The organism is Rhizobium sp. UBA1881, from assembly GCF_002338015.1.
Taxonomy (GTDB): Bacteria; Pseudomonadota; Alphaproteobacteria; order Rhizobiales; family Rhizobiaceae; genus Rhizobium.
The window spans coordinates 1-23,595 of the sequence record NZ_DDHH01000153.1 but is presented as its reverse complement, the minus strand read 5'-3'; the positions used below and the strand labels follow the sequence as shown (position 1 = coordinate 23,595).

Sequence of the window (23,595 nt, the reverse complement as noted above, 5' to 3'; positions counted from 1 at the left end):
ACGGAAACCTGCCTGAAGATCAACGGTTACGTTCGTTTCCAGGTTGATGCTGGCCGTAACGTAGGCGCTGACGCCCTCGGCAACGGTTCGGACTGGGATTCGTTCACCCGCGGTCAGGTTCAGTTCACCGCTAAGAGCGACACCGAGTACGGTCCGCTGACCGGCGTTATCGTTCTGCAGACGGACGCTGACAATGCGTCGAACCAGTCTTCTTACCTGGACTCGGCTTACATCGACATCGCTGGCTTCCGCGCTGGTCTGTTCTACAGCTGGTGGGACGATGGTCTGTCTGGCGAAACCGACTCGCTTGCTTCTGGCCCGACCCTGCACAACTCCATTCGTTACCAGTATGAGTCTGGCGACTTCTACGCCGGTATCTCGGTTGACGAACTGGAAGACAGCCTGCACCTCGGTGAATCGCCGAACAACGTTGGTATCGCTGCTGGTATCGGTGGCAAGGCCGGCGCATTCAGCTACCAGCTGATCGGCGGCTACGACACGGACACTGAAGAAGGTGCTGTTCGTGGTATGGCAACGGTTGCCATCGGTCCGGGCACGCTCGGCCTCGCAGCGGCTTGGGCTTCTGGCCCGAACGCTTACTTCGAAGAGTCGGAGTGGACCGTTGCTGCTGAATACGCCATCCAGGCAACTGAAAAGTTCAAGATCACGCCGTCTGTCCAGTACTTCGACAACTACCGCAACGGTGGTTACGGTGTAATCGACAACTACACGACGACGACGGACTTCTCGGACCAGGACATCTGGAAGGTCGGCGTGACGCTCGACTATCAGATCGTAGAAAACTTCTACGCTAAGGCGACCGTCAACTGGCAGGATCACACGTCTGCAACGAACGACGACGACAATGTCAGCGGCTTCTTCCGCCTGCAGCGTGCATTCTAATCTGATCTGACTTCGGTCTAATCAGGAAAGCCCGGTTCTCGCGAACCGGGCTTTTTGCATTCTTGGTGCTGCGTAAGCATAGCCTTGAGGAGGCTGATTGCCTGAAGGCCCGGCTCGGCGCGCTTGTGATCACCATGCTAGATTGCCGCTACAAAACTCCGGATGCTTTGTAGTGCCGGCTCTAGATGCAGCAGGGGTGGATGACCCTGGCCCGGAACTCTGACGATCTTGAGACCAGCATGCCTGCCGGCCATTGCTGTGACCGTGCTTTCGGAGAGCAACGCTGAATTCTCTCCGCGAACAGCCATCAGCGGTAGTTGTTCGAAGTTCTCATAGTGCGCCCAGAGATCCGGCACCGGCTTGGTGAAATCGATCGACAACAGTTGCTGGGCAATTGCCGGATCGACATCGGGCACGAGCTGTCCATCGACATCGCGATAGATCGCCGTCGCCATCTCCGCCCAATCGTCTTCTGATAAGGCAGGGAAGTCAGCGCCGTGCCGCTGCTTCAGCAACGCCGCTGCTTCTTCCATATCGTGCGGCAATCGTGCGGCGTTGAGATCGTCGCGAATCTTCATCAACCCCTCGGCCCCGATGACCGGGCCGATATCGTTGAGAACGGCCGCCGCGACCAGATCGGACGTCATCCCGGCAAGCAGGTGCAGGATCAATCCGCCGCGCGAGGTGCCTATGAAAGCGGCGCGGTCGATCTTCAGATAGGCACAGGCTTCGATGACATCGCGGGCTTCGACGGCAAGATTGTAGATGGCCTTGTTCTCGTCCCAGTCGGAGAGGCCGCGCCCACGGTAATCGAGCGCGATCACCCGTCTTGGGATGACCGGATCCCGCGACAGGATCAGGGCCAGCTGATGAAAATCGCGGGAATTCCGCGTCAGCCCAGGCAGACAGATCACCGGCAGCCGACCTTCGGTCGCCTCGGGGCCCGGATCATAGTCCCGCAGATGCAGCGTCAGGCCATCACTGGAAACATAAGTCCGGTCCTGAAAGGCTCGGCTGTTGGTATCGTCCATCGTCTCTCCCCGCCTTGACGAGAAGAGACTAGCGTCCGCTGCCCCGGCAGGCAAACGTCGCTTTAGGACGCGTTGCGTCCGCCGATCAGGTCCTGCTGGATGCTGACGGGCTGACCCAACCTGGCCTTGTACACTTCATAGTTCTCTATCACCCGCTGCACATAGTTGCGTGTCTCGGGGAAGGGAATGCGTTCGATCCAGTCGACGACGGCGTCGATCGATTTTCCGCGCGGATCGCCATAGCGGCCGATCCATTCCGGGACGCGCTTCGGCCCGGCATTGTAGGCGATGAAGGTCATGATGTAGGAGCCGCCGAAGGCGTCGATCTGTTCGCCGAGATAATGCGCGCCGAGCGTCGCGTTATAGCCGGCGTCTGCGGTCAGCTTGTCCTTGGAATAGGCGATGTTGTGCCGCTTGGCGACGGCCTTGGCCGTCCCCGGCAGGATTTGTAGCAGCCCGCGCGCATCGGCGACGGAAACGGCAGTCGGATTGAAGGCACTTTCCTGTCGGGCGATCGCGTAGGCGAGCGCCTTGCCTGAGCCCGAGATGTTGGCGGTGCCGGGAATGACGCCGATCGGGAAGGCAAGTGCCGCGACATCGACGCCGCGCGCATAGGCGCTCTTGCCGATCTGCAGCGACAGATGGTGGTCGCCGGATCGCTCGGCCTGCGCGGAGAGGATCGCGAGTTCGCCTGGGCTCTGCATCTGTTCGCCGAGCGCCAGATAAAGTGCGTTGGCGCGCCAGCCATGGCCGGCTGCGTCGAGCCGGGCGATGGCCTGCACCGCCTCGCGCGCCTGATAGCGCTGCCGATCCGCCGGGCTTGGCGAGGGGTAGCTGACATTGATCGTCTTGCGGCCAAGCTTCTCGCCTGCAAGCTGGCCGTAGAAGGTCGTCGGATAGCCCGCGGCCTTGGCATAGAACTCGGCGGCCTTGCCGGCACCGCCCGCCTCGGCCGAGCGTCCCATCCAGTAGTAGGCGCGCGACACGGAAATCGGGCCGTTCGAGAAGTCGAGGATCTTGCGGAAATGGGCCTGGGCCGTCGTCGGGTCCTGCAGCCCGCGCAGCGCGTACCAGCCGGCATGGAACTCCGCCTCGACGATATCGGTCGGCGTCGTCGCCGCGTATTTCGAAACGATGCCATAGGCGAGCTTGAACTGCCCCTGATCGACCAGCCCGCGGCTGACGATGCGTTGTTCGTTCCACCATTCACCGGCATTGACGAGTTCGTCGCGCTCGCGCGGCATTTGCTGGAGAAGCTTGGCGGCTTCGGGATACTTCTCCTGCTTGCGCAGATATTCGATGCGCGCGAAGAGATAGCCAGGATCGCCATTCCACTTGCCGTCGACGCCGGCAAGAAGCGCGCCTGCGTTCGGCGCCTTGTTGGCGACGGCTTCCCATGCCTTGTAAAGCGATTGCGCCTGCCCGAGATCGCCGAAGCGCTTGGCCTGCACCGTGCGGTTGCGATACATCAGGTATTCCATGCGCGCCTTGTGGTCGGCAACGGTCAGCAGGCCGGCGAATTCGGCCAGGATCTTGTCTTCCGTTGCCTTGTCCAGCGTCTCGCCGCGCCAGACCTTGCGAATGTATTTCGCCGCCTGCTGCTGCTTGCCGGTGGCGACAAGTGCGCGTGACAGGATCATCGCGCCGGAAGTCGTCTCAGGGGCGGTTTCGCCGAAGGCCGCGAGAACGGCCGAGGGCGAGGGGTTTTCGTCATAGAGCGCGCGCTCCGAATAGATGCGCAGCTTTGCCAGCCCGGGCCAGCCCTTCAATTCCTGGGCAGCAGTAGCGATCTCGACCGAGGGGACGCCCTTCTGTCCAGAGACGGCGATCGCCCAGGTCAAAATGTGCCGGTCGAGCGTGCCCTGCGCCATGCCGTCGCGGATCGAGATCGCCTGCATCGGGTCCCTGGCGGAAAGCGCGTCGAGGCCAGTCTTCAGGTCGCTGCTGACGGGGGCGATTGCCTGGCTACGCGGTATCGCGCCTGTCGTCATCGATTCCGGCAGCGAGGTCTGCGGCATGTAGCCGATCGGCCGGACGTCTGGAACGGGCGCGTCTTCGCCTGGGAGCTGCGCGGCAAATGTGCCCCATGCGGCAGCCGTCAGGCCGAGCGCGGACAGGATCAGAACAGCTCTTTTCATCAGGGATACTCGCAACGGAAACGCGTCCATCCATTTGCTGGGACGCATATTAACGAAACCTTACCGAAGCCCTTCAATTTCATTCACATTTGCGATCGGAATTTGTTGCAACGAAGCTGTGCGCGCTTGTCGGACCCTTTTTGGCGCACTATGGTGCGCTCCTTCGTATTCAAGGAATGCGGCCGAAGCATGGATTGCGGTCGTAAGGAGTTCTGCATGTTCCAGGGATCCATTCCCGCACTCGTCACGCCTTTCACCGATGCTGGCCTTGTGGATGAAGCGGCCTTCGCCGCCCATGTCGACTGGCAGATCAAGGAAGGCAGCAGCGGTCTCGTTCCAGTCGGAACGACCGGCGAATCCCCGACCCTGTCGCATGCCGAGCACAAACGCGTGGTTGAACTCTGTATCGAGGCGGCCGCCAAGCGCGTTCCCGTCATGGCGGGTGCCGGCTCCAACAACACCCGTGAAGCCGTCGAACTCGCTCAGCACGCCGAAAAGGCCGGTGCCGACGCGGTTCTCGTCGTCACGCCTTACTACAACAAGCCGACGCAGAAGGGCCTCTACGCCCATTTCGCCGCTGTCGCCGAAGCCATCAAGCTGCCGATCTACATCTACAACATTCCGGGCCGTTCGGTCATCGACATGACGCCGGAAACCATGGGCGCGCTTGCGAAGGCATACGGCAACATCGTCGGCGTGAAAGATGCGACCGGCAAGATCGAGCGCGTTTCCGAGCAGCGCATCACCTGCGGCAAGGATTTCCGCCAGCTTTCCGGTGAAGACGCAACCGCGCTCGGCTTCAACGCGCATGGCGGCGTCGGCTGCATTTCGGTGACCGCCAATGTCGCCCCGCGGCTCTGTGCCGAGTTCCAGGCCGCGACGCTGGCTGGTGAGTTCGCCAAGGCGCTCGAATATCAGGACCGCCTGATGCCGCTGCACAAGGCGATCTTCCTGGAGCCGGGCCTCTGTGGCGCCAAGTACGGCCTCTCGAAGATCCGCGGCATGAACCGTACGGTCCGTTCGCCGCTGGTCTCCTCGCTGGAGGCAATCACGGAAGCGGCACTAGACGCTGCGCTGCGTCACGCCGGCCTTCTGAACTGATAGCCTGCTGAACCGATGAAACGCGCGGCCTTCACAAAGATGGGCCGCGCCTCTACATAAAGCCGAGAAGTGCGGGCGCGGATATCGCGCCCCCGAGCAATTGGAATTTGTCATGGCCCCCAAAGGCAGCCAGCGCGTCGTCAAGAAGATCGTCGCCGAAAACCGCAAGGCGCGCTACAACTACGAGATCGTCGATACCTACGAGGCTGGCTTGGTGCTGATGGGCACCGAGGTCAAGTCGCTGCGCGAGGGCAAGGCCAATATCGCCGAATCCTACGCGTCGGACGAGGGCGGTGAGATCTGGCTGATCAATTCCTATCTTCCGGAATATCTGCAGGCCAACCGCTTCAACCACGAGCCGCGCCGCCGCCGCAAGCTCTTGCTGTCGGGTCGCGAGATCAACCGTCTGCGTGCCGGCATCAACCGCGAAGGCATGACACTCATTCCGCTGAAGATCTATTTCAACGATCGCGGCCGCGCGAAGATGGAACTGGCGCTCGCCAAGGGCAAGAAGCTGCACGACAAGCGCGAGTCTGAAAAAGAGCGCGATTGGAACCGGCAGAAGAGCCGGCTTCTCAAGGACAATGGCTGATCAGATAGCGGCCTGAATCAAAACCGCGGCAAATGCCGCGGTTTTCTTTTGGAGCATTGGTTGCTCGCGTCAGCTTTCGAAGTCGCTGGATGCCGCAGGCTCGACCGGACGGGCAGGGCGCTCGGAAGGGTCGCGGCCGATTTCGCTCTTCAGGGACAAGAGGTCGATGAAGTGATCGGCCTGGCGGCGCAGATCGTCGGCGATCATCGGCGGCTGCGTTGCCATCGTCGAGATGATCGAGACCTTGCGGCCCTTGCGCTGCAGCGCTTCGACCAGCGTCGTGAAATCGCCGTCGCCGGAGAAGATCACCAGGTGATCGACGGTTTCGGATTGCTCCATGGCATCGATCGCGAGTTCGATATCCATGTTGCCCTTGATCTTGCGGCGGCCCATGGAGTCGGTGAATTCCTTGGCCGGCTTGGTCACGACCTTGTAGCCGTTGTAATCCAACCAGTCGATCAGCGGGCGGATCGAGGAATATTCCTGGTCCTCGATCAGGGCCGTGTAATAGTAGGCGCGCAGCAGATATCCGCGCTTCTGGAAGGCTTTCAGAAGTTTTCTGTAGTCGATATCAAAGCCGAGACTCTTGGACGCCGCGTAGAGATTGGCGCCATCAATGAAAAGTGCAATTTTTTCTCGCGGGTCGAACATCGCGTACCAATCCACTTTGAGTAATCTAATATGCGGCTGCAGATAGCCCACGAAAACAATGGGTTATCTGAAAAATTCAGAACAATTCTTACTTTATGAACTATTCATATAAGTCAGATTTAGGGCAGGATTCGCCATATTCCAAGCAACTTTTGGTGGAAACCTCTAAAATTAGAAAGTTCCCACAGGCTCGGAGGGCCGCTTCACTAAAAACTTGAATTCGCCTGCTTTTAATTGTATCGCCGTGCTACATTCGAGATCCCGACCGTAAAGGACAGGCAATGGCCCGTGTCACAGTAGAAGATTGCATTGACAAAGTTGAGAACCGCTTCGAGCTGGTTCTGCTTGCCAGCCACCGTGCCCGGCTGATTTCCCAGGGCGCCTCGATCACCATCGATCGCGACAACGACAAGAACCCGGTCGTCGCCCTTCGCGAGATTGCCGATGAGATGCTGTCTCCCGACGACCTGAAGGAAGACCTGATCCATTCGCTGCAGAAGCATGTCGAAGTCGACGAGCCCGAGCCCGATCCGGCAAGCCTCATCACCACCGCGGCTACGGCCGATGGCGAAGAGCAGGAAGACGCTCCGGAGACAATCACCTTCGACCAGATGTCGGAAGAAGAGCTTCTGGCCGGTATCGAAGGTCTCGTGCCGCCGGAAAAGAGCGACGATTACTAATCGTCAATCTTGCGCCATTATTGCTTCGGCATATGATTGAGTATCACGTGCGCCAATCTGTGATTGGCGCGCTTTTCTTTTGTGATGGAGTGGTTTCGGCATGATGCGGCAGTACGAGCTCGTGGAGCGGGTTCAGAAATACAAGCCCGACGCCAACGAAGCCCTGCTCAACAAAGCCTATGTCTATGCCATGCAGAAGCATGGGCAGCAGAAGCGGGCAAGCGGCGACCCCTATATCTCGCACCCGCTCGAAGTCGCCGCCATCCTCACAGACATGCATCTCGACGAGTCGACGATCGCCGTTGCCCTGCTGCATGACACGATCGAGGACACGACCGCGACCCGCGCCGAGATCGATGAACTCTTCGGCGAAGACATCGGTCGCCTGGTCGAGGGTCTGACGAAGATCAAGAAGCTCGATCTCGTCACCAAGAAGGCCAAGCAGGCCGAAAACCTGCGCAAGCTGCTGCTTGCCATCTCCGACGATGTGCGCGTCCTCCTGGTCAAGCTGGCCGACCGCCTGCACAACATGCGCACCCTCGACCACATGTCGCCGGAAAAGCGCGCCCGCATTTCCGAAGAGACGATGGATATCTACGCGCCGCTCGCCGGCCGCATGGGTATGCAGGATATGCGCGAGGAGCTGGAGGACCTGTCCTTCCGCCACATCAACCCCGAGGCCTACGATACGGTCACCAAGCGGCTCGAGGAGCTGTCGCGGCGCAACGAAGGCCTGGTCAAGAAGATCGAGACCGAGCTGCGCGACCTGCTCGTCGCCAATGGGCTGACCAATGCCTACGTCAAGGGCCGCCAGAAGAAGCCTTATTCCGTCTTCCGCAAGATGCAGTCGAAGTCGCTCTCCTTCGAGCAGCTGTCGGATGTCTATGGCTTCCGCATCATCGTCGACGACATTCCGTCCTGCTACCGTGGTCTGGGTATCGTCCACACCCGCTGGCGCGTCGTCCCTGGCCGCTTCAAGGATTATATCTCGACGCCGAAGCAGAACGATTACCGTTCGCTGCACACCACGATCGTCGGCCCGTCGAGCCAGCGCATCGAGCTGCAGATCCGCACCAAGCGCATGCACGAGATCGCCGAGTTCGGTATCGCCGCTCATACACTCTACAAGGACGGCGCCACCAATGCCGATGGCGACATCCTCTCGCGCGAATCCAACGCCTACTCCTGGCTCCGCCACACGATCGAGGCGCTGGCCGAAGGTGATAGCCCGGAAGAGTTTCTGGAGCACACCAAGCTCGAGCTGTTCCAGGATCAGGTCTTCTGCTTCACGCCGAAGGGCAAGCTGATTGCGCTTCCGCGCGGCGCGACCCCGATCGACTTCGCCTATGCGGTGCACACAAACATCGGCGACACCACTGTTGGCGCCAAGATCAACGGCCGCATCATGCCGCTCGTCACCCGCCTTGCGAATGGCGACGAGGTGGAGATCATCCGCTCCGGCGTGCAGGTGCCGCCGGCGGCCTGGGAAGAGATCGTCGTCACCGGCAAGGCGCGCGCCGCCATCCGCCGCGCCACCCGCATGGCCATCCGCAAGCAATATGCCGGCCTCGGCCACCGCATTCTCGAGCGCACCTTCGATCGCGCCGGCAAGGTGTTCTCCCGCGAAGCGATGAAGCCGGCGCTGCACCGCCTCGGCCAGAAGGATGTCGAGGACGCGATTGCCTCGGTCGGTCGCGGCGAGATGTCGTCGCTCGACGTTTTGCGTGCCGTCTATCCCGATCACCAGGAAGAGCGCATCACCTCGAAGCCCTCGGGCGACGATGGCTGGTTCAATGTTCGCAGCGCCACCGGCATGATCTTCAAGATCCCGGATAAGGGCAAGGCAACCGAGCATGCGCAGAATGGACTTGAGGCGCTCGGCGATGCCGAAGCCGTGCCGATCCGTGGCATCTCCAGCAATATCGACGTGCAGTTCGCGCCGACAGGTGCTGTCCCCGGCGATCGTATCGTCGGCATCACCAACACGACCGAAAACGCCAAGGGCATAACGATCTATCCGATCCAGTCGCCCGTGCTGCAGCGCTTCGACGAGCAGCCCGATCGCTGGATCGACGTGCGCTGGGATCTGGACGAGGCCAACAAGTCGCGCTTCATGGCCCGCATCCTGGTCAATGCGCTGAACGAGCCCGGCACGCTCGCCAAGCTTGCCCGCACCGTCGCCGATGTCGACGTCAACATCCGCGTCTTCAACACGGTTCGCGTCGCCACCGACTTCACGGAGATGGCGCTCGATGTCGAAGTTTGGGATCTTCGCCAGTTGAATCAATTGCTTGCGCAGCTGAATGAGCTGGATTGCGTTGCGACTGTGCGCCGGCTTTACGAGTAAAGCGGGCGCATCTGCACCCCGTTTGCACAATATGTGATCGTTTTATGGTCAAATTGTCGCAGATGAGGGGCTAGATATGCGTTGTGCGCATGGCTGACTGAGTATTAGAGCGTTGGTAAAAAGACGCCCGCCCGCCTATCTTCTGGTCATCAACAAGTGACTGAAAGAAAGAGGCATCCAAATGTTTACACCGATCAAGAAGTTCGCTCGTGCCCTGCGCGCTCCGAGCGCTGAAGAACGCGAAACCGCATACCTGAACGGCTCGTTCGACCGTATCGATCTCGAATATCGCCAGCGTCAGGTTGACCGTGGTCTGTTCCGTACCCGTTAATCGGTTACCGGATTTGCAAGTGGGAAGGGGCGTTTGAGTTACGCCCCGGCAGATACTCAGTCGGCGCACATCAAATAGCGACTGAGGAGATCTGGCGCTCTTGTCAGGCCTGTGCGGCATGCACTACATACGCGCCATGTTATTTCGTCGTCGGAAACCCGCTGGATTTCGTGAAAAGCTGCGTGAGCTGCTTTGGCCACGAAAGGGATTCCTGAGGCCTCCGCGCTATCTCGTGATGCGCGTGCTTCGCCTGAGGGCATCGCCACATGCGGTGGCCGTTGGCGTTGCGGCCGGGATCTTCGTGTCCTGGACACCGTTCATCGGCGTCCATTTCATCATGGCCTTCGTCATCACCTATCTGCTGTCAGGCAATATGGTTGCCGCCGCTCTCGGTTGCGCGGCCTTCGGCAATCCGCTGACCTATCCCTTCATCTGGGGGACTACCTGGGAAATCGGACACCTGCTCCTGAGCCGCAAGGATACGATGCAGGGCAATGCGGTGGATCTTCCCGCACTCTTCCACGAACTGCACTTCAGCGAGCTCTGGCGCCCGGTGCTGGAGCCGATGCTGATCGGTTCGCTTCCGCCGGCAGCCGTCACCGCCGTGGCCATCTATTTCGCGACATTCTACACGGTGAGGGGCTTCCAGGGACGCCGCCGCGCCCGTCTGCTCGAGCGTGCCCGCCTGCGCGTCGCTGAGCCCGTTTCGCTTGAGGAAACAGTATGATCATCGGTATCGGCAGCGATCTCATCGATATCAGGCGTGTGGAGAAGTCGCTGGAGCGATTTGGCGAGCGTTTCACCAATCGCTGCTTCACCGAGATCGAGCAGCAGAAATCCGATCGCCGCGCCAACCGCGCTGCCTCCTATGCCAAGCGTTTCGCTGCCAAGGAGGCTTGCTCCAAGGCTTTGGGCACGGGCATCGCCCAGGGTGTCTTCTGGAAAGACATGGGCGTCGTCAATCTCCCGAGCGGCAAGCCGACGATGAAACTGACGGGCGGCGCCGGCGAGATTTTGCAGAGGATGTTGCCGGCGGGGCACCGCGCCGCCATCCATTTGACAATTACCGATGATTATCCCTTGGCTCAGGCCTTCGTCATCATCGAGGCCCTGCCGCTGAGCGACTGATCGCCGAGCAACTGACCGTTACCTGTCTGGCTTTTAATGTTCGTGGCATTGCCGCAATCAGCCGAAGCCGCTACACAGAACCGATTAAAGACTTGCGCCGTTTTGGCGCTCTGAAGGAATAGACTGCGTGTCCGAAAAAGTTCAAGCCAAGCCGAACGCCCTCTGGGAGAATATCAAGGTCATCGTCCAGGCATTGGTCTTGGCGATGGTCATCCGCACGGTCCTGTTCCAGCCATTCACCATTCCCTCGGGCTCGATGATGCCGACGCTTCTTGTTGGCGACTATATCTTCGTCAACAAGTTTTCTTACGGCTACTCGAAGTATTCCCTGCCGTTCTCGCCGAACCTGTTCAGCGGTCGTATCTTCGCAAGCGAGCCGAAGCGCGGCGACGTCGTCGTCTTCCGCTTCCCGCCGAACCCCGATGTCGATTACATCAAGCGCCTCGTTGGTCTTCCCGGCGACCACATCCAAGTCACCGATGGCGTACTTTACGTCAACGGCAAGGCTGTTCCGAAGGTGCCGGATGGTACGTTCAACTCCGATTACGCGCAGGATCCGGGCCAGGACGTTCCGGTTTTCCGCGAAACCCTCGATAACGGTGTGACCTACGACACGCTCGACCAGTCTCCGGTATCGCGCGGCGATAACACTCGCGAGTTCATCGTTCCCGAAGGTCACTACTTCATGATGGGTGACAACCGCGACAACTCGCTCGACAGCCGCTTCGACGTCGGCTTCGTCCCGGCCGAAAACCTGGTCGGCCGCGCCAGCATCATCTTCTTCTCGCTCGGCAACGACACCTCTTTCCGCGAAATCTGGAAGTGGCCTTCCAACATGCGTTGGGACCGACTGTTCAAGGGCGTTGAATGAGCAAGTCGCCGACGCTTTCGGCGGCTGACCGAACAAAGCTCGAGGCGCTGATCGGCCATGTATTCGCCGAGAAGGAGCGCCTCGATCGCGCACTGACGCATGCAAGCGCCCGCACCCAGAAGGGTGCGAACTATGAACGGCTTGAATTTCTTGGCGACCGGGTTCTTGGCCTGTGTGTCGCCGAGATGCTTTTCAGAACCTTTGGCACGGCAACCGAGGGCGAACTGTCTGTCCGCCTGAACCAGCTGGTCAGCGCCGATACCTGCGCCGAAGTGGCCGACGAGCTTGGCCTGCATCTCTATATCCGCACCGGTGCCGACGTGAAGAAGCTCACCGGCAAGCGCATGATGAATGTCCGCGCCGACGTCGTCGAAAGCCTGATCGCCGCTATCTATCTCGATGCCGGCCTCGAGGTCGCGCGCCACTTCATCGTGAAGTATTGGGAAAAGCGGGCGGTGCGCGCCGATGGCGCGAGGCGCGACGCCAAGACGGAACTGCAGGAATGGTCGCATGCCAAATTCGGCGTGACGCCAAACTACCGGGTTGAAGAACGCACCGGACCGGATCATGATCCGCGCTTCACGGTGACGGTCGAAGTCGCCGGCGTGAAGCCGGAAACGGGCGTCGAGCGCTCCAAGCGTGCCGCCGAGCAGGTGGCCGCAACGAAAATGCTCGAACGCGAAGGCATTTGGCAGAAATCGTCTGCCGGAAATTGACGGGAACAATGACCGAAGAACAAGACATCGCGGATAGCGCCGCTGAACCCGCTGGCCCGACGCATTCCGGCTTCGTCGCCCTGATCGGGCCGACCAATGCCGGCAAGTCGACCTTGCTGAACCGCCTGGTCGGCGCCAAGGTCTCGATCGTCAGCCACAAGGTGCAGACGACGCGCGCGGTCATCCGCGGCATCGCCACCCATGACAACGCCCAGATCGTCTTCATGGACACGCCTGGCATCTTCAAGCCGCGCCGTAGGCTCGATCGCGCCATGGTGACTTCCGCCTGGGGCGGCGCCAAGGATGCCGATATCATCATGCTCCTGATCGACAGCGAGCGTGGCCTGCGCGGCGATGCCGAGAAGATCCTCGAGAGCCTGAAGGATGTGCCCCAGCGCAAGATCCTCGCTCTCAACAAGATCGACCGCGTCAAGCGCGAAGATCTGCTGGCGCTGGCCTCGGCCGCCAACGAATACGTCGCTTTCGACCAGACCTTCATGATCTCGGCCGAAAATGGTTCGGGCTGTGACGACGTCATGGACTACCTCGCCAAGACGCTTCCCGAGGGACCGTGGTATTATCCGGAAGACCAGATCTCCGATTTGCCGATGCGCCAGCTTGCGGCCGAAATCACCCGCGAGAAGCTGTTCCTGCGCCTGCATCAGGAACTCCCTTACGCCTCGCATGTCGAGACGGAGAAGTGGGAAGAGCGCAAGGACGGATCCGTTCGCATCGAGCAGGTGATTTACGTCGAGCGCGATAGCCAGAAAAAGATCGCTCTCGGCAAGAACGGCGAAGCGATCAAGGCAATCTCCACCGCCTCGCGCAAGGAGCTGTCGGAAATTCTCGAGCAGACCGTACACCTCTTCCTCTTCGTGAAGGTGCGCGAGAACTGGGGCGACGACCCCGAGCGCTTCCGCGAAATGGGCCTGGAATTCCCGCGCCAGTAAGCTGCGCGACGACCCCGCAAGTCCCTCGTTTCCTTGGAAAAATTCAAGGGCCGATGGAACAAAATTGCAAGTGATGAGTTCTTTAAAAGCGGCGTCTCGATTTCGGGGCGCCGCTTTTTCTGGATTATGGGACACGCATGGCGACATCACGGCCGACGCATTCGTTCAAGACACCCTGCGAACAGTGTCCCTTGCGGCCGCTGCCGCATTTCCGCGAGTTCACCGGCGACGAGCTGGGCTTCATTTCCAAGTTCAAGAAGGGTGAGCTGGCGGCCGATGCGGGTGCCACGATCCTGGTCGAAGGCGCCCACAGCGCCCACCTGTTCACGGTGCTGTCCGGCTGGGGCTTTCGCTACAAGACGCTCGAAGACGGCCGGCGACAGATACTGAACTACATCATGCCCGGCGATCTGATCGGCCTCCAGGGCACCATCATGGGCGAGATGCAGCACTCGATCGAGGCGCTGTCGCCGGTTTCGCTCTGCGTCTTCGAGCGCGACAAGCTGATGACGCTCTACAACAAGCATCCGTCGCTTGCCTTCGACATCACCTGGATGGCGGCGCAGGAAGAGCGGATCCTCGACGAACACCTCCTGAGCATCGGTCGCCGCACGGCGCTGGAGCGCGCCGCCTACCTGATCGCCTTCCTCTACCAGCGCGGCAAGCAGCTCAATCTCTTCAACGGCCACAGCGCCATCCCGATCACCCAGCAGCACATCGCCGACACGCTCGGCCTCTCGATCGTGCACACCAACAAGACCTTGAAAAAGCTCGCTTCGCGCAATCTCATCCGCTGGCAGGAACGAGCCTGCGAGGTGCTGGATGGCGAGACGCTCGCCAAAATTGCTGCCTGGGACGGGCTCGACGAAAGGGTGCGCCCCTTCGTCTAAGCGGTTCTATCTATGTCTTTTTTAAATGCAAATTCCAGGGCCGGACCATAATGTCCAGCACGAGCCATTCTTGTGTCGAGATTCGCTAATATCGACCGGGACTGAAAAAGCGGCTATGCAAGCATAGGCGGCGTGAAATTCTCGGCTGAGGCCGTGGGTTGTCAGGGGTAGAAATGCGATTTTGGGATACATGGTGCGTCGATGGCGGCGCCCGGAAGAGGGCTTTCTGATCATGGTCGCAAGACGTGTTCTGGTTCTCGAGGATAGCTTGATCATCGCGATGGAGGCGGAAGACATTCTGCGCGCCGTCGGTGTCGAGACCATCGATATTTGCAACAGCGTCGAGCAGGCCAATGAGGCGATCCAGGCCGACAGCTATGATTTCGCCCTGCTTGACGTTAATCTCGGCGAGGTCATGAGTTTCGATTTCGCCCGCCGGCTGGTCGCCGCCGAAATCCCCTTCGGCTTCGTCAGCGGCTACTCCGACACACTGGATTTCCCCGAAGACCTGCAAAACAGGCCACTCCTCGTCAAGCCGTTCGACGAAGACGCGATGCGGGACTTCCTGCGCCGGCTTTTCCCCTCCGAGGTCTGATCGGCTTTCATGACAGGGCTCGCGCCATGCGTTAGGATAGCGCGTGGTCGGAAGGTCGATTTCCAATGCAGTGGCAAGGTCGTGCAATCATTCTTGGCGTTCGGCGCCATGGCGAGACAAGCGTCATCACCGAGGTGATGACGCCGGATCGCGGCCGTCACCTGGGCATGGTGCGATCCGGGCGTTCGCGCGCCATGCAGCCGGTGCTGCAGCCCGGCAATGAGGTGGAGGTCACTTGGCGCGCGCGGCTCGATGAGCATATGGGTGAGTTCAAGATCGAGCCCCTCACGCTGCGCGCCGCGCGGCTGATGGAAACGGCGACCGCGGTTTACGGCGTGCAGGCCATGGGCGCATTGCTCAGGCTTCTGCCGGAGCGCGATCCGCATCCGCATCTCTTCGAGGCGCTGGAAGTCATTCTCGACAATCTCGACAATCCAGCCGATGCGGGCGAGCTGTTCGTTCGCTTCGAACTCGCCGTGCTCAACGATCTCGGTTTTGGGCTGGATCTCAACGAATGCGCCGCAACCGGCACCCGCGCCGATCTTGCCTATGTCTCGCCAAAGTCGGGTCGCGCGGTCAGTCGCGACGCCGGCGCGCCTTGGGCCGACAGGATGTTCGCCTTGCCGGCATTTCTATCCGTGGAAAAGCGACAGGCCGCCGATTTCGACAGCCTGTCCGAGGCATTTCGCCTGACGGCCTTCTTCCTGCATCGCCATGTCTATGAGCCGCGCGGTCTGGAGCCGTCGACAGCCCGCGAGGGCTTCGTGCAGGCCGCGCTCAAGGCGCTGAAGCCCGCCGCTGCTTAGCCCACCGTTCAGGCGCGCTTGCGCACCTTGAACGCCCATCCATCCGGCCGCTCGTCGAGCACTTTCACCGTATCGCCGATTGCGATAGCGCCAGCCGCGCGCGGCGTGACGTTCCAGCCAAACAGCGGGCCGGGGACACGGCGGTCTGCCGACATGCGGATGCGGCCCATGGCCGGCATCGGGTTCGCAACCTCGCGCGAACCGGTCTGCTGGTCCTGCGTGGTCATGATGCAGCGCGCGCACGGCTTCACCAGATCGAAGCGGATGCCGCCGATCTCGATGGCCGCCCAGCGATCCTCCGGCCAGGCTTCGTCCGTGTCGATGACGATGTTCGGCCGGAACCGCTCCATCCCAACGCTGCCTTCGCCGTGCGCCTCGATATCGGCATTGAGTGCCTTCAGCGATCCCGTCGTGGTCACCAGGATCTGGTAACCATCCGCGAAGGTCACCGGCGTGTCGTCGCCCGCCCATTCCGGGCTCGCGATGCGACTGGCGTCGTCGTCGAAGAACACGAACTTGAGGTCTCTGCCGAACCAGCGCGAGAGCACTTGATTGGATTGGTCGTCGGCGATAGCCGCATTGACGATCGACTTCCAGATGGAGACATCGGTACGCTCGCTGCCATCGGGCAGGGGAACGAACAGCTCTTCACCGTTCATGCCGAGCTGAAAGCCCGTGGCTTCCTGCCGAACATCGAGCCGCGCCAGATCCGTCATTTCGCGCTGGGTAATGAAGCTCCCGTCAGGATTGATCAGCATCGCGCGCCGGTCTCCGGGCAGGCCGAAGGCATTGATCTCGGTGCTTCGAAGCGCGATGCCACGGGCGCTCTTGAGCGGATAGATGAAGAGATCGCTGACGCGCATGTAAGTCCTCCTAGATTTCGTCCATGAAGGCGTCGAGAAAATCCCGCAGCCTCTTGTCGCGTTCCGCCGCGAGTGAGCGGCCGGCAGCCGTCTTGAACCCATCGGCCAGCTTGAACAGTTTCGTTTGGAAATGGTCGATGACATAACGCCGGTCGTCAAGCGGTCGTTCGTTTCCAGCCGGGTCGAGCGGGTCGTAAAGCGACGATGCCATGCGCCCGCCGATGTAGAAACAACGCCCCGCGCCCACCATGCCGATCGCATCCAGCCGGTCTGCATCCTGCAGTATCCTAGCTTCCAGCGTCTCTGGCTCGATGTTGGCCGAGAAACTGTGGGTCAGGATCGCATGGGCGACGGCGGCGATATCGTCCTTCGACCATCCCAGTTCGGCCAGCACCCCAGAGGCCTTGTCCGCCGCAAGCGCGGATGCCTGGGCTCTGAGCGGCGAGCTCTTCTCCACGGCCACACAATCATGCAGCAAGACCGCGGCGACAAGAATGCGGCCATCTCCGCCTTCGCTTGCCTGGATGCGCATGGCGTTCTTGAACACGCGCAGGATATGCGCGAGATCATGCGAACCATCGTCGCCTTCGTGCGAATGTGGGATAAGCGCTTCAGCAAGCGTTTGGTGAGGGCGGAAGGCCTGAGCCTCTTTCATGTGCGCACCAGGAGTAGACGGAGACCGCCTCTCTTAAAGCCAGCTATGACGAGTCGCAATGCGGTGTCACACCGCCTGGGCTTTGCCATCTGCGTGGGGGCCGGCGAGCATCTTAGGCACGTCGAAGGCGGGGCGGGGGGAACTGATGTGATAACCCTGAATCTCGTCGCACGCTTCTTGAGCGAGCAGATCCTGCTGCTGCGCCGTTTCCACGCCTTCGACGGTGACCCGCATGCCGAGCGCATCGCCGAGCAGAATGATGGCGCGCATAATCGCGAAGGCTTCCTTGTTGTCCACGATGTCGTTGACGAAGGACTTGTCGATCTTGATCTTGTCGAAGGGGAAGCTGCTCAGATAGCTCAGCGACGAATAACCGGTGCCGAAGTCGTCCATGGAGATGTGAACGCCGCGCTGACGAAGCGCATGCAATACCGGCAGCGCCTCGTCGCGGTTCTCCATCAGCACGCTCTCAGTGATCTCGATTTCCAACCGCCCCGGTGAGAGTTCGGATTCCGCGAGCGCTGCGGAAACATCGTCTTCCAGATCGCTGGAGATAAATTGAATGGCCGAAACGTTGACGGCAACCTTGATCTCGGCGGGCCATGTCGAGGCGTCCATGCAGGCGCGCTTGAGCACCCATCGCCCGATATCGACGATAAGCCCGACCTCTTCGGCGAGGGGAATGAACTCCAACGGCGCGATCCGGCCGCGTGTTGGGTGGTTCCAGCGAAGCAGGGCCTCGAAACCGCAGACGCGCCGTTCGGCCATATCATAGAGCGGTTGGTAGTGAAGCTCGAATTCCTCGTTGTGGATGGCCCTGCGCAGATCCGCTTCAAGCGCTCGCCTCGATTCGAGCTGCGCCTCCATCTCAGAGGTGAAGAAGCGTTCGCCGCGTCTGCCGCCGCTCTTGGCATGTGACAGCGCGACGCCGGCATGTTTCAGCAGCAGTTCGGTCTCCGTGCCGTCCTTGGGGCATATGGCGATCCCCATGGAGACGCTGAGTTCGACGGCTTTGTCGCCGCGGAAGAAGGGCGCCGAGAGCTCGCGCCTGATCTGGTCGGCAAGCGCCATGACATTCCACGGCTGCTCGCGCCCGTGTTGCAGGATGGCGAATTCGTCGGATCCCAGGCGTGCGAGAATATTGCTCTTGCCTGCAAGCGCGCGCAAACGATCGGCGACCTGTCGCAGGATCTTGTCGCCCGCCGAAACGCCGAGCGTGTTGTTGACTGACTTGAAGCGATCGAGATTGAGATGGATGAGCGCGATCTGATCGTCGGCCTTGCGCGCGGCAAGTGCCGTGTCCAGCTGTTCACGGAACCGGATGCGGTTGGGCAGGCCGGTGAGGGGGTCGTGATGGGCCAGGAACGCGATGCGATCGGCTGCCTTGCGGTCTTCGGTGATATCAGCATGGATGGAGATGTTGCTGCCATCGGGAAGCACGGTGACGACGCTTTGAATGATACGGCCGTCATTCATCTCCCATTCGCGGCGGCGGATACGCCCCGCATCTGGCCGGCTTTCGTGACTGGCGGCTTTGACGTCCTGCTTCTCCAGTCCGTCGATCTTCGCTATCAGTGAACTGATCGATGTCCCGGCTTGCGTGTCATCTCCCGTCAGCCCGAACAATTGCTGGAAGCGAATGTTGGAGACGACAAGTCTCTGGCTCGAATCGAAAATGCACAGGCCAAGCGGCAGGTGGTTGAGAACGATTTCAAGAAGTCGGCTCTGTTCGGCAAGGTTCCGGTTCGCCTTTCGGTAGGTATCCAGAACGAGCTTGATCAGGCGCTGCCCGTCGGCGGTGCCGTCTTCATTCAGAGATGCCGCGCATTGCCGCTTGAAGAGCGCTTCAGCTTCCATGGACGCCGCTCTCCGTCGCGCACGAAAGCGCGAACAGGCTAAAACGAACTGACTGCCTTGATGTTGAGATCCCGTGTGGCACACGCGACATGCGAAGACATTCCTGAAGCATTTAGGGCAATATAAAATTGCAATCTAAGATTGATTTTGTGCGGCAAATCCAGCGGGCATAATCCTTTGGTCGCATTAATATTTGGTTCCCTCGAAAAAAGATATATCAATAGCGCTATATTTATTAGCTGGCGTGCACCCTCGCGCCCGGCGTCTTCCGGTGGATCGAAGTCGAGCGTCGGCAGCGATCAAAAGGTCAGATTTTGTCAATCATGGTTAATGCGGCATTAACAACTTATTGACCGGCCTCGCAAATCAGTTTAACCACCGGCTTAGTTCTGATTTTTCCCTATTCGTATTGCGTACAAACATCATCGGTAATGCGGTGAACGGAGGTTTGTATGAACCGTATTTCGTCTGCAGTTGATACGTCCTATGCGTATCTCGGCACTCTTTCGAGATTGGATTCCAACAGTGACGGCGTGTTGAGCCGGAGTGAGCGTGCGGCTGATGAGAAGCCGGGAATCCTGTCCGTTGCAAGCCAGTCCCAGAATACCCAGGAAGCGCCCAAGCTGTCGAATGGCGTGCTCGCATTCATGATGAGCGCGCGTCAGTCCGGCGCGTTGAGCTCCGGTTATGAAAGCCAGGCAAACTCGGCCAATGTTCTCTATCAGAACACCTATGGCCAGTACGATCTCGACATCGCGTCCTGATCGCTCGCTCATGCATTGATCAAAGAAGAAGCCGGCCGGTTGGTCGGCTTTTTCTTTGTCTGCTTATGCCCGGAGCACCAGCCGCTTGGAACACGGACACGCGGCATGCGTTTGTCACAGAGGGCCAAGAGGAGGGAAACACGATGAAACGACTTCTATCGATAACGTTCGCGACCGTCGCGGCACTGACATCGGTTGCGATGTCGCAGGATAAACAGACGGCGCAGGCAAACTTCGTCGGCGCCGACGGCAAGGACAACGGTCGCGCGACGTTGACAGCGGCTGCAGCCGGTGGCGTCTTGATCGAGCTTGAGGTGTCCGGTCTACCAGCCAACAAGTGGGTCGCATTCCACGTCCACGAAACCGGCAAGTGCGACTCCGCCACCCATCACGAATCAGCCGGCAAGCACTTCAACCCGACCAAGGCCGAGCACGGTCTGCTCGCCGCCAAGGGTCCGCATGCCGGCGATATGCCGAACCAGTATGTTGGGCAGGACGGCGTGCTGAGAGCGCAGGTTTTCGATGGCATGGTGACGCTCGACGGCAAGGAGAACGGCATTCACGGCCGCGCCCTGATGATCCACGAAAACTCGGATGACTATCGCAGTCAGCCAGCCGGCGATGCCGGCGCTAGGCTCGCATGCGCCGTCATCAAGTAGCGTTCACCCTGCCATGGCAGAGCCAAAGGTGGCCGCCAATCTGGCGGTCGCCTCTCAAAGGATCGGCAGACCCTTCTCGTCGAAGCTGGCCTTCACGCGGCCGAGAATCTCGCGGCGCGCATCGTCCCATTCGCCCGTCTTCGCCCAATAGCGCAGCGTCAGCGTGATCTTGTCCGACGTCACCGCGTCGATATAGGTCTTCGGCTGCGGCGACTTCTCCACCCGCGAATCGGCCGTGGCGATATCCGTCAGCGTCTTCATCGCCAGATCGACATCGTCGCCGGCCCGCACATTGATGGTCAGGTCGTTCTTGCGCGTCTTCTCGCGGCTGTAATTGGTGATCGGCGTATTCCAGAGCGTCGAATTCGGTGCCAAGAGGTAAAGCCCGTCGGCAGTGCGGAACTCGGTGGCGAACAGGCCGATCTCACGCACCGTGCCGGCGACGCTGCCCGTCGCGATATACTCTCCCACCCGGAACGGCCGCAGGATCAAAAGCATGATACCAGCCGCGATGTTCTGCAGCGTACCCTGCAACGCCAAACCGATGGCCAAGCCTGCAGCACCGAGAGCCGCGATGATGGAAGCCGTCTGCACGCCGAACTGACCAAGCACGGTGATGAACACCAGAATCAGCAGCGCGTAATGCAAGACATTGGTGAAGAAGCGCGCCAGCGTCTCGTCGATCCCGCGCACCCGCGAAATCCCCTCGAACGCCCAGCGGCTGACGAAGCTTGCCATCAACCAGCCAAGCACAAGCAGGATGAGCGCGCCGAGGATGGAGAATGAATATTGGACCGCAAGCGCGCTCGCCTGGCTCAGAGCCGTTCGGGTTGCCACGATTACGTCGGTTGCCTGTTGTTCCATGATCTCGCCAAATATCTGAAATGATTATCGGTTGACCTGCGTAGATGGGACAGAAGGCAGGCGCGTCAACCGTTTAAGTCAGTCACGCTTCGTCAAGCGCAAGCACGAACGGCGCGTTTCCATCGGCATCAGCGCCACGACCGATCGCCTTGATCGCCTTGACCAGCCGTCCATCGCGGCCGAGCAAATGGTCGCCGATCTCGATGATCCGCATGTTTGGTGTGGCATACGGCGAGGCCGCACGCAGACGCTGCGCCAGGGTCACTTCACTCTGGTCCGGCCTCAGCGACAAGGCCGCGATCACGGCAGCAGCCGGTGAGCGCGATACGCCCATCCAGCAGTGAACGATAAGCGGCGCCGTCTGATCCCACCCCGCTGCAAAGTCGATGATCTCCCGCACATGCGTTTCATCGGGCGCCACGAGATTGCCCGTGCCCTTGAAGGCGATGTCGTTCATGTGGAGCAGCAGATGCCGGTGCGCCTCAATAACCGCCGGGCGATGGAAGCTCTGCTCCTTCGCCATCAGGCTGATCATTTCGCGGGCGCGGTGCCGCACGGCCATTTCGGCGATGCGCGCAAGCGGGGTCACGACGATCGAGGTCATGGCTTGCCCCGCAGACCGTCGATAGCGGCGAAGCGCTCGCAAAACAGCCGCTGCGCCTCGATTGCCGGCAGCGGCGTCAACAAGAGCATCTCCTTGGTGATCCCACGCGGCTGGCCGAAAAGCTTTTGCGCCTCGCTGGCGCTGAAGCCGGCCAGTTGCGACGCCTCGAAATAGGCCGCGATCGTATCGGCCTTCTTGATGTTGTCCTTGAGCTCTCGGGGTGCATGCGGCGGCAGGCCGAACCGCAGGTGGATCGCTGCTTCAAGCCGCTTCTCGACGGTCTTGTAGCCACCCCCGACCACGGATTTGAACGGCGAGATCATGTCGCCGATCACATATTCGGGCGCATCGTGAAGCAGCGCCATCAGGCACTGGTCTGGCGTCGCCTCATTCAGCCGCCGGAAAATGTCCTCGACGACGAGACTGTGCTGCGCGACCGAAAAGGCGTGATCGCCCGATGTCTGCCCGTTCCAGCGGGCAACGCGCGCCAGGCCGTGGGCGATATCGCTCACCTCGACGTCGAGAGGCGAGGGGTCGAGCAGATCGAGCCTGCGCCCGGAAAGCATGCGCTGCCAGGCGCGGGGAGCCTTCGTCGTCAAGCGCTGGCCTCATCGGACGCGGCCGGAAAGACGAGCGCGGACCATACGGGCAGGGCGACAGTCACCGTGACGTCGCCGGCAAGCAGCGGCGTACCCGCCGACATGGCCTCACCGGCGCGATCGATTCGGACGATGGCGAGCCCGCTATGCCCCGAAACCGAGCCGAGCGTGCCGACAGGCTTGCCGTTGGCGGTGATGTCGGTGCCGGAGGCGGGGAGCGGCGCGGTGCTGCTCACTGTCACGACGCGACGGCGCGCCGTTCCCCGGTGCTGCATGCGCGAAACCACTTCCTGGCCGACATAGCAGCCTTTCTTGAACGAGAGCCCGCCATTCAGGTCCATCAGCACGTCATGTGGAAAAGCGTCCTGAAGCGCGTAATCGGAGCCGGATACGGCAACGCCGTGGGCGGCGCGCAGCGCGTCGTAAAGCGCGATATCGTCGCTGCCGTGCTCGCCCGGGCGGCGGAAAACGTCGATGCCCGCCTTGGCGAATCGGCTGTCCTTGAAGCCCTCACTCGAAGCGTCATCCCAAGAGACGGTCACGCCATTGCCCTCTGCGGCAAGTGCAACAGCAGCGCGCAGCTTGTACATCGTCAGCCGCTTCGTCAGCGCCTCGCGTTGGCTTTCGTCGGTTTCGATGATGAAGTCGTCGCCATCGCGCCAGATCATGAAATCGAACAGGATCTTGCCCTGCGGCGTCAGCAATGCACCGGGTCGCGCCTCGGCTGCATCCAGCGACACGATATCGGTGGTGATCAGGTTCTGCAGAAAGGACTGAGCCTCGGCGCCGCTCACCCGAATGAGCGCGCGGTCTTTCAGAAATACGGCTGGCATGGCGCACCTGTCGCGTTGTTATCGCTCAGAAGTATGTCGTCGGAGCGGGGATCGCAAGCATCAGTCGCCGGCGGTGAAGAACTTCCATTTGCCGTCGGCGGTGATGCCGAGGCGATAGAAATTGTAGCCGCCGAATTCCTGCATGTCGGCAAGATCGCCGGCGGTGA

At 60.6% G+C, this 23,595-nt stretch carries 26 protein-coding genes; 16 read left to right on the top strand and 10 right to left on the bottom strand.

Annotated features, from left to right (window positions below):
- Nucleotides 1–903, top strand: a 903-nt coding sequence (locus B3605_RS18690) for a porin (RefSeq protein ID WP_296435490.1), incomplete at its 5' end; no start/stop codon positions are given.
- Between the two features lie 137 nt (nucleotides 904–1,040).
- Here the strand turns inward: B3605_RS18690 and B3605_RS18685 are convergent.
- Both B3605_RS18685 and B3605_RS18680 read right to left on the bottom strand, forming a co-directional pair.
- Complete coding sequence (locus tag B3605_RS18685) at nucleotides 1,041–1,934, bottom strand: alpha/beta fold hydrolase (protein WP_113168521.1); 894 nt, start codon at nucleotides 1,932–1,934, stop codon at nucleotides 1,041–1,043.
- Between the two features lie 62 nt (nucleotides 1,935–1,996).
- Nucleotides 1,997–4,072, bottom strand: coding sequence for a lytic transglycosylase domain-containing protein (locus B3605_RS18680; protein WP_112973532.1), 2,076 nt, complete (start codon nucleotides 4,070–4,072; stop codon nucleotides 1,997–1,999).
- A 216-nt stretch (nucleotides 4,073–4,288) separates the two neighbouring features.
- On the opposite strand from B3605_RS18680, the gene dapA reads away from it, so the two are divergent.
- Nucleotides 4,289–5,173 (top strand): 4-hydroxy-tetrahydrodipicolinate synthase, encoded by an 885-nt coding sequence (gene dapA / locus B3605_RS18675; RefSeq protein ID WP_112941388.1) that lies wholly within the window; start codon nucleotides 4,289–4,291, stop codon nucleotides 5,171–5,173.
- A 112-nt stretch (nucleotides 5,174–5,285) separates the two neighbouring features.
- Nucleotides 5,286–5,765, top strand: coding sequence for an SsrA-binding protein SmpB (gene smpB, locus B3605_RS18670; protein WP_018898818.1), 480 nt, complete (start codon nucleotides 5,286–5,288; stop codon nucleotides 5,763–5,765).
- Between the two features lie 69 nt (nucleotides 5,766–5,834).
- Here the strand turns inward: smpB and B3605_RS18665 are convergent, their stop codons facing one another.
- Entirely contained in the window at nucleotides 5,835–6,416 is a 582-nt protein-coding gene (locus tag B3605_RS18665) for an NYN domain-containing protein (protein WP_018898817.1), read from the bottom strand.
- Nucleotides 6,417–6,697: 281 nt separating this feature from the next.
- Here B3605_RS18665 and rpoZ point away from each other — a divergent pair, with 281 nt between their 5' ends.
- The 11 genes from rpoZ (at nucleotide 6,698) to recO (ending at nucleotide 15,730) form a co-directional block, all read left to right on the top strand.
- Nucleotides 6,698–7,096: a DNA-directed RNA polymerase subunit omega gene (gene rpoZ / locus B3605_RS18660; RefSeq protein ID WP_112941371.1), complete on the top strand. Its 399-nt coding sequence runs from the start codon at nucleotides 6,698–6,700 to the stop codon at nucleotides 7,094–7,096.
- A 100-nt stretch (nucleotides 7,097–7,196) separates the two neighbouring features.
- Entirely contained in the window at nucleotides 7,197–9,443 is a 2,247-nt protein-coding gene (locus B3605_RS18655) for a RelA/SpoT family protein (protein WP_112941370.1), read from the top strand.
- A gap of 181 nt (nucleotides 9,444–9,624) precedes the next feature.
- Nucleotides 9,625–9,774 carry a DUF3563 family protein gene (locus tag B3605_RS18650; protein ID WP_112941369.1) on the top strand — a complete coding sequence of 50 codons (150 nt, stop codon included), beginning with the start codon at nucleotides 9,625–9,627 and terminating at the stop codon, nucleotides 9,772–9,774.
- A 136-nt stretch (nucleotides 9,775–9,910) separates the two neighbouring features.
- The gene (locus B3605_RS18645) at nucleotides 9,911–10,501 is read left to right on the top strand and encodes a DUF2062 domain-containing protein (protein ID WP_026283062.1); all 591 of its coding nucleotides are present in this window, start codon (nucleotides 9,911–9,913) and stop codon (nucleotides 10,499–10,501) included.
- Nucleotides 10,498–10,902, top strand: a complete 405-nt coding sequence (acpS, locus tag B3605_RS18640; protein ID WP_112941368.1) for a holo-ACP synthase — start codon at nucleotides 10,498–10,500, stop codon at nucleotides 10,900–10,902. The genes B3605_RS18645 and acpS overlap by 4 nt, the downstream gene beginning before the upstream one ends.
- 127 nt (nucleotides 10,903–11,029) lie before the next feature.
- Nucleotides 11,030–11,773, top strand: a complete 744-nt coding sequence (gene lepB, locus B3605_RS18635) for a signal peptidase I (RefSeq protein ID WP_112941367.1) — start codon at nucleotides 11,030–11,032, stop codon at nucleotides 11,771–11,773.
- A complete protein-coding gene (gene rnc, locus B3605_RS18630; protein WP_112941366.1) occupies nucleotides 11,770–12,489 on the top strand; it encodes a ribonuclease III in 720 nt (239 codons plus the stop codon). Before lepB ends, rnc begins: the two co-directional genes overlap by 4 nt.
- 8 nt (nucleotides 12,490–12,497) lie before the next feature.
- Complete coding sequence (gene era / locus B3605_RS18625) at nucleotides 12,498–13,439, top strand: GTPase Era (protein WP_112941365.1); 942 nt, start codon at nucleotides 12,498–12,500, stop codon at nucleotides 13,437–13,439.
- 137 nt (nucleotides 13,440–13,576) lie between these two features.
- A complete protein-coding gene (locus tag B3605_RS18620) occupies nucleotides 13,577–14,329 on the top strand; it encodes a Crp/Fnr family transcriptional regulator (protein WP_296435479.1) in 753 nt (250 codons plus the stop codon).
- Nucleotides 14,330–14,474: 145 nt separating this feature from the next.
- Complete coding sequence (locus B3605_RS18615; RefSeq protein ID WP_409457215.1) at nucleotides 14,475–14,924, top strand: response regulator; 450 nt, start codon at nucleotides 14,475–14,477, stop codon at nucleotides 14,922–14,924.
- A 65-nt stretch (nucleotides 14,925–14,989) separates the two neighbouring features.
- Nucleotides 14,990–15,730 (top strand): DNA repair protein RecO, encoded by a 741-nt coding sequence (gene recO, locus B3605_RS18610; RefSeq protein WP_112941364.1) that lies wholly within the window; start codon nucleotides 14,990–14,992, stop codon nucleotides 15,728–15,730.
- Nucleotides 15,731–15,738: 8 nt separating this feature from the next.
- Here the strand turns inward: recO and B3605_RS18605 are convergent, their stop codons facing one another.
- From B3605_RS18605 to B3605_RS18595, 3 genes are all read right to left on the bottom strand, one after another.
- Nucleotides 15,739–16,593: an MOSC domain-containing protein gene (locus B3605_RS18605; RefSeq protein WP_112941363.1), complete on the bottom strand. Its 855-nt coding sequence runs from the start codon at nucleotides 16,591–16,593 to the stop codon at nucleotides 15,739–15,741.
- 10 nt (nucleotides 16,594–16,603) lie between these two features.
- Nucleotides 16,604–17,248: an HD domain-containing protein gene (locus tag B3605_RS18600; protein WP_112941362.1), complete on the bottom strand. Its 645-nt coding sequence runs from the start codon at nucleotides 17,246–17,248 to the stop codon at nucleotides 16,604–16,606.
- A 66-nt stretch (nucleotides 17,249–17,314) separates the two neighbouring features.
- A complete protein-coding gene (locus B3605_RS18595) occupies nucleotides 17,315–19,105 on the bottom strand; it encodes a putative bifunctional diguanylate cyclase/phosphodiesterase (protein ID WP_112941361.1) in 1,791 nt (596 codons plus the stop codon).
- A 452-nt stretch (nucleotides 19,106–19,557) separates the two neighbouring features.
- Here B3605_RS18595 and B3605_RS18590 point away from each other — a divergent pair, with 452 nt between their 5' ends.
- Both B3605_RS18590 and B3605_RS18585 read left to right on the top strand, forming a co-directional pair.
- The gene (locus B3605_RS18590; RefSeq protein ID WP_112941360.1) at nucleotides 19,558–19,869 is read left to right on the top strand and encodes a hypothetical protein; all 312 of its coding nucleotides are present in this window, start codon (nucleotides 19,558–19,560) and stop codon (nucleotides 19,867–19,869) included.
- A gap of 143 nt (nucleotides 19,870–20,012) precedes the next feature.
- Nucleotides 20,013–20,528, top strand: a complete 516-nt coding sequence (locus B3605_RS18585; protein ID WP_112941359.1) for a superoxide dismutase family protein — start codon at nucleotides 20,013–20,015, stop codon at nucleotides 20,526–20,528.
- 54 nt (nucleotides 20,529–20,582) lie between these two features.
- Here the strand turns inward: B3605_RS18585 and B3605_RS18580 are convergent, their stop codons facing one another.
- The 4 genes from B3605_RS18580 to B3605_RS18565 all read right to left on the bottom strand — a co-directional run bounded on the left by B3605_RS18580 (nucleotide 20,583) and on the right by B3605_RS18565 (nucleotide 23,428).
- Nucleotides 20,583–21,392 (bottom strand): mechanosensitive ion channel family protein, encoded by an 810-nt coding sequence (locus B3605_RS18580; RefSeq protein ID WP_112941358.1) that lies wholly within the window; start codon nucleotides 21,390–21,392, stop codon nucleotides 20,583–20,585.
- A gap of 82 nt (nucleotides 21,393–21,474) precedes the next feature.
- Complete coding sequence (locus B3605_RS18575) at nucleotides 21,475–21,996, bottom strand: tyrosine phosphatase family protein (RefSeq protein WP_296435475.1); 522 nt, start codon at nucleotides 21,994–21,996, stop codon at nucleotides 21,475–21,477.
- Nucleotides 21,993–22,562: a YfbR-like 5'-deoxynucleotidase gene (locus B3605_RS18570; RefSeq protein ID WP_183794693.1), complete on the bottom strand. Its 570-nt coding sequence runs from the start codon at nucleotides 22,560–22,562 to the stop codon at nucleotides 21,993–21,995. The genes B3605_RS18575 and B3605_RS18570 overlap by 4 nt, the downstream gene beginning before the upstream one ends.
- Nucleotides 22,563–22,591: 29 nt before the next feature.
- Nucleotides 22,592–23,428, bottom strand: a complete 837-nt coding sequence (locus B3605_RS18565; RefSeq protein WP_112941355.1) for a YgfZ/GcvT domain-containing protein — start codon at nucleotides 23,426–23,428, stop codon at nucleotides 22,592–22,594.
- Nucleotides 23,429–23,595 lie beyond the last annotated feature (167 nt).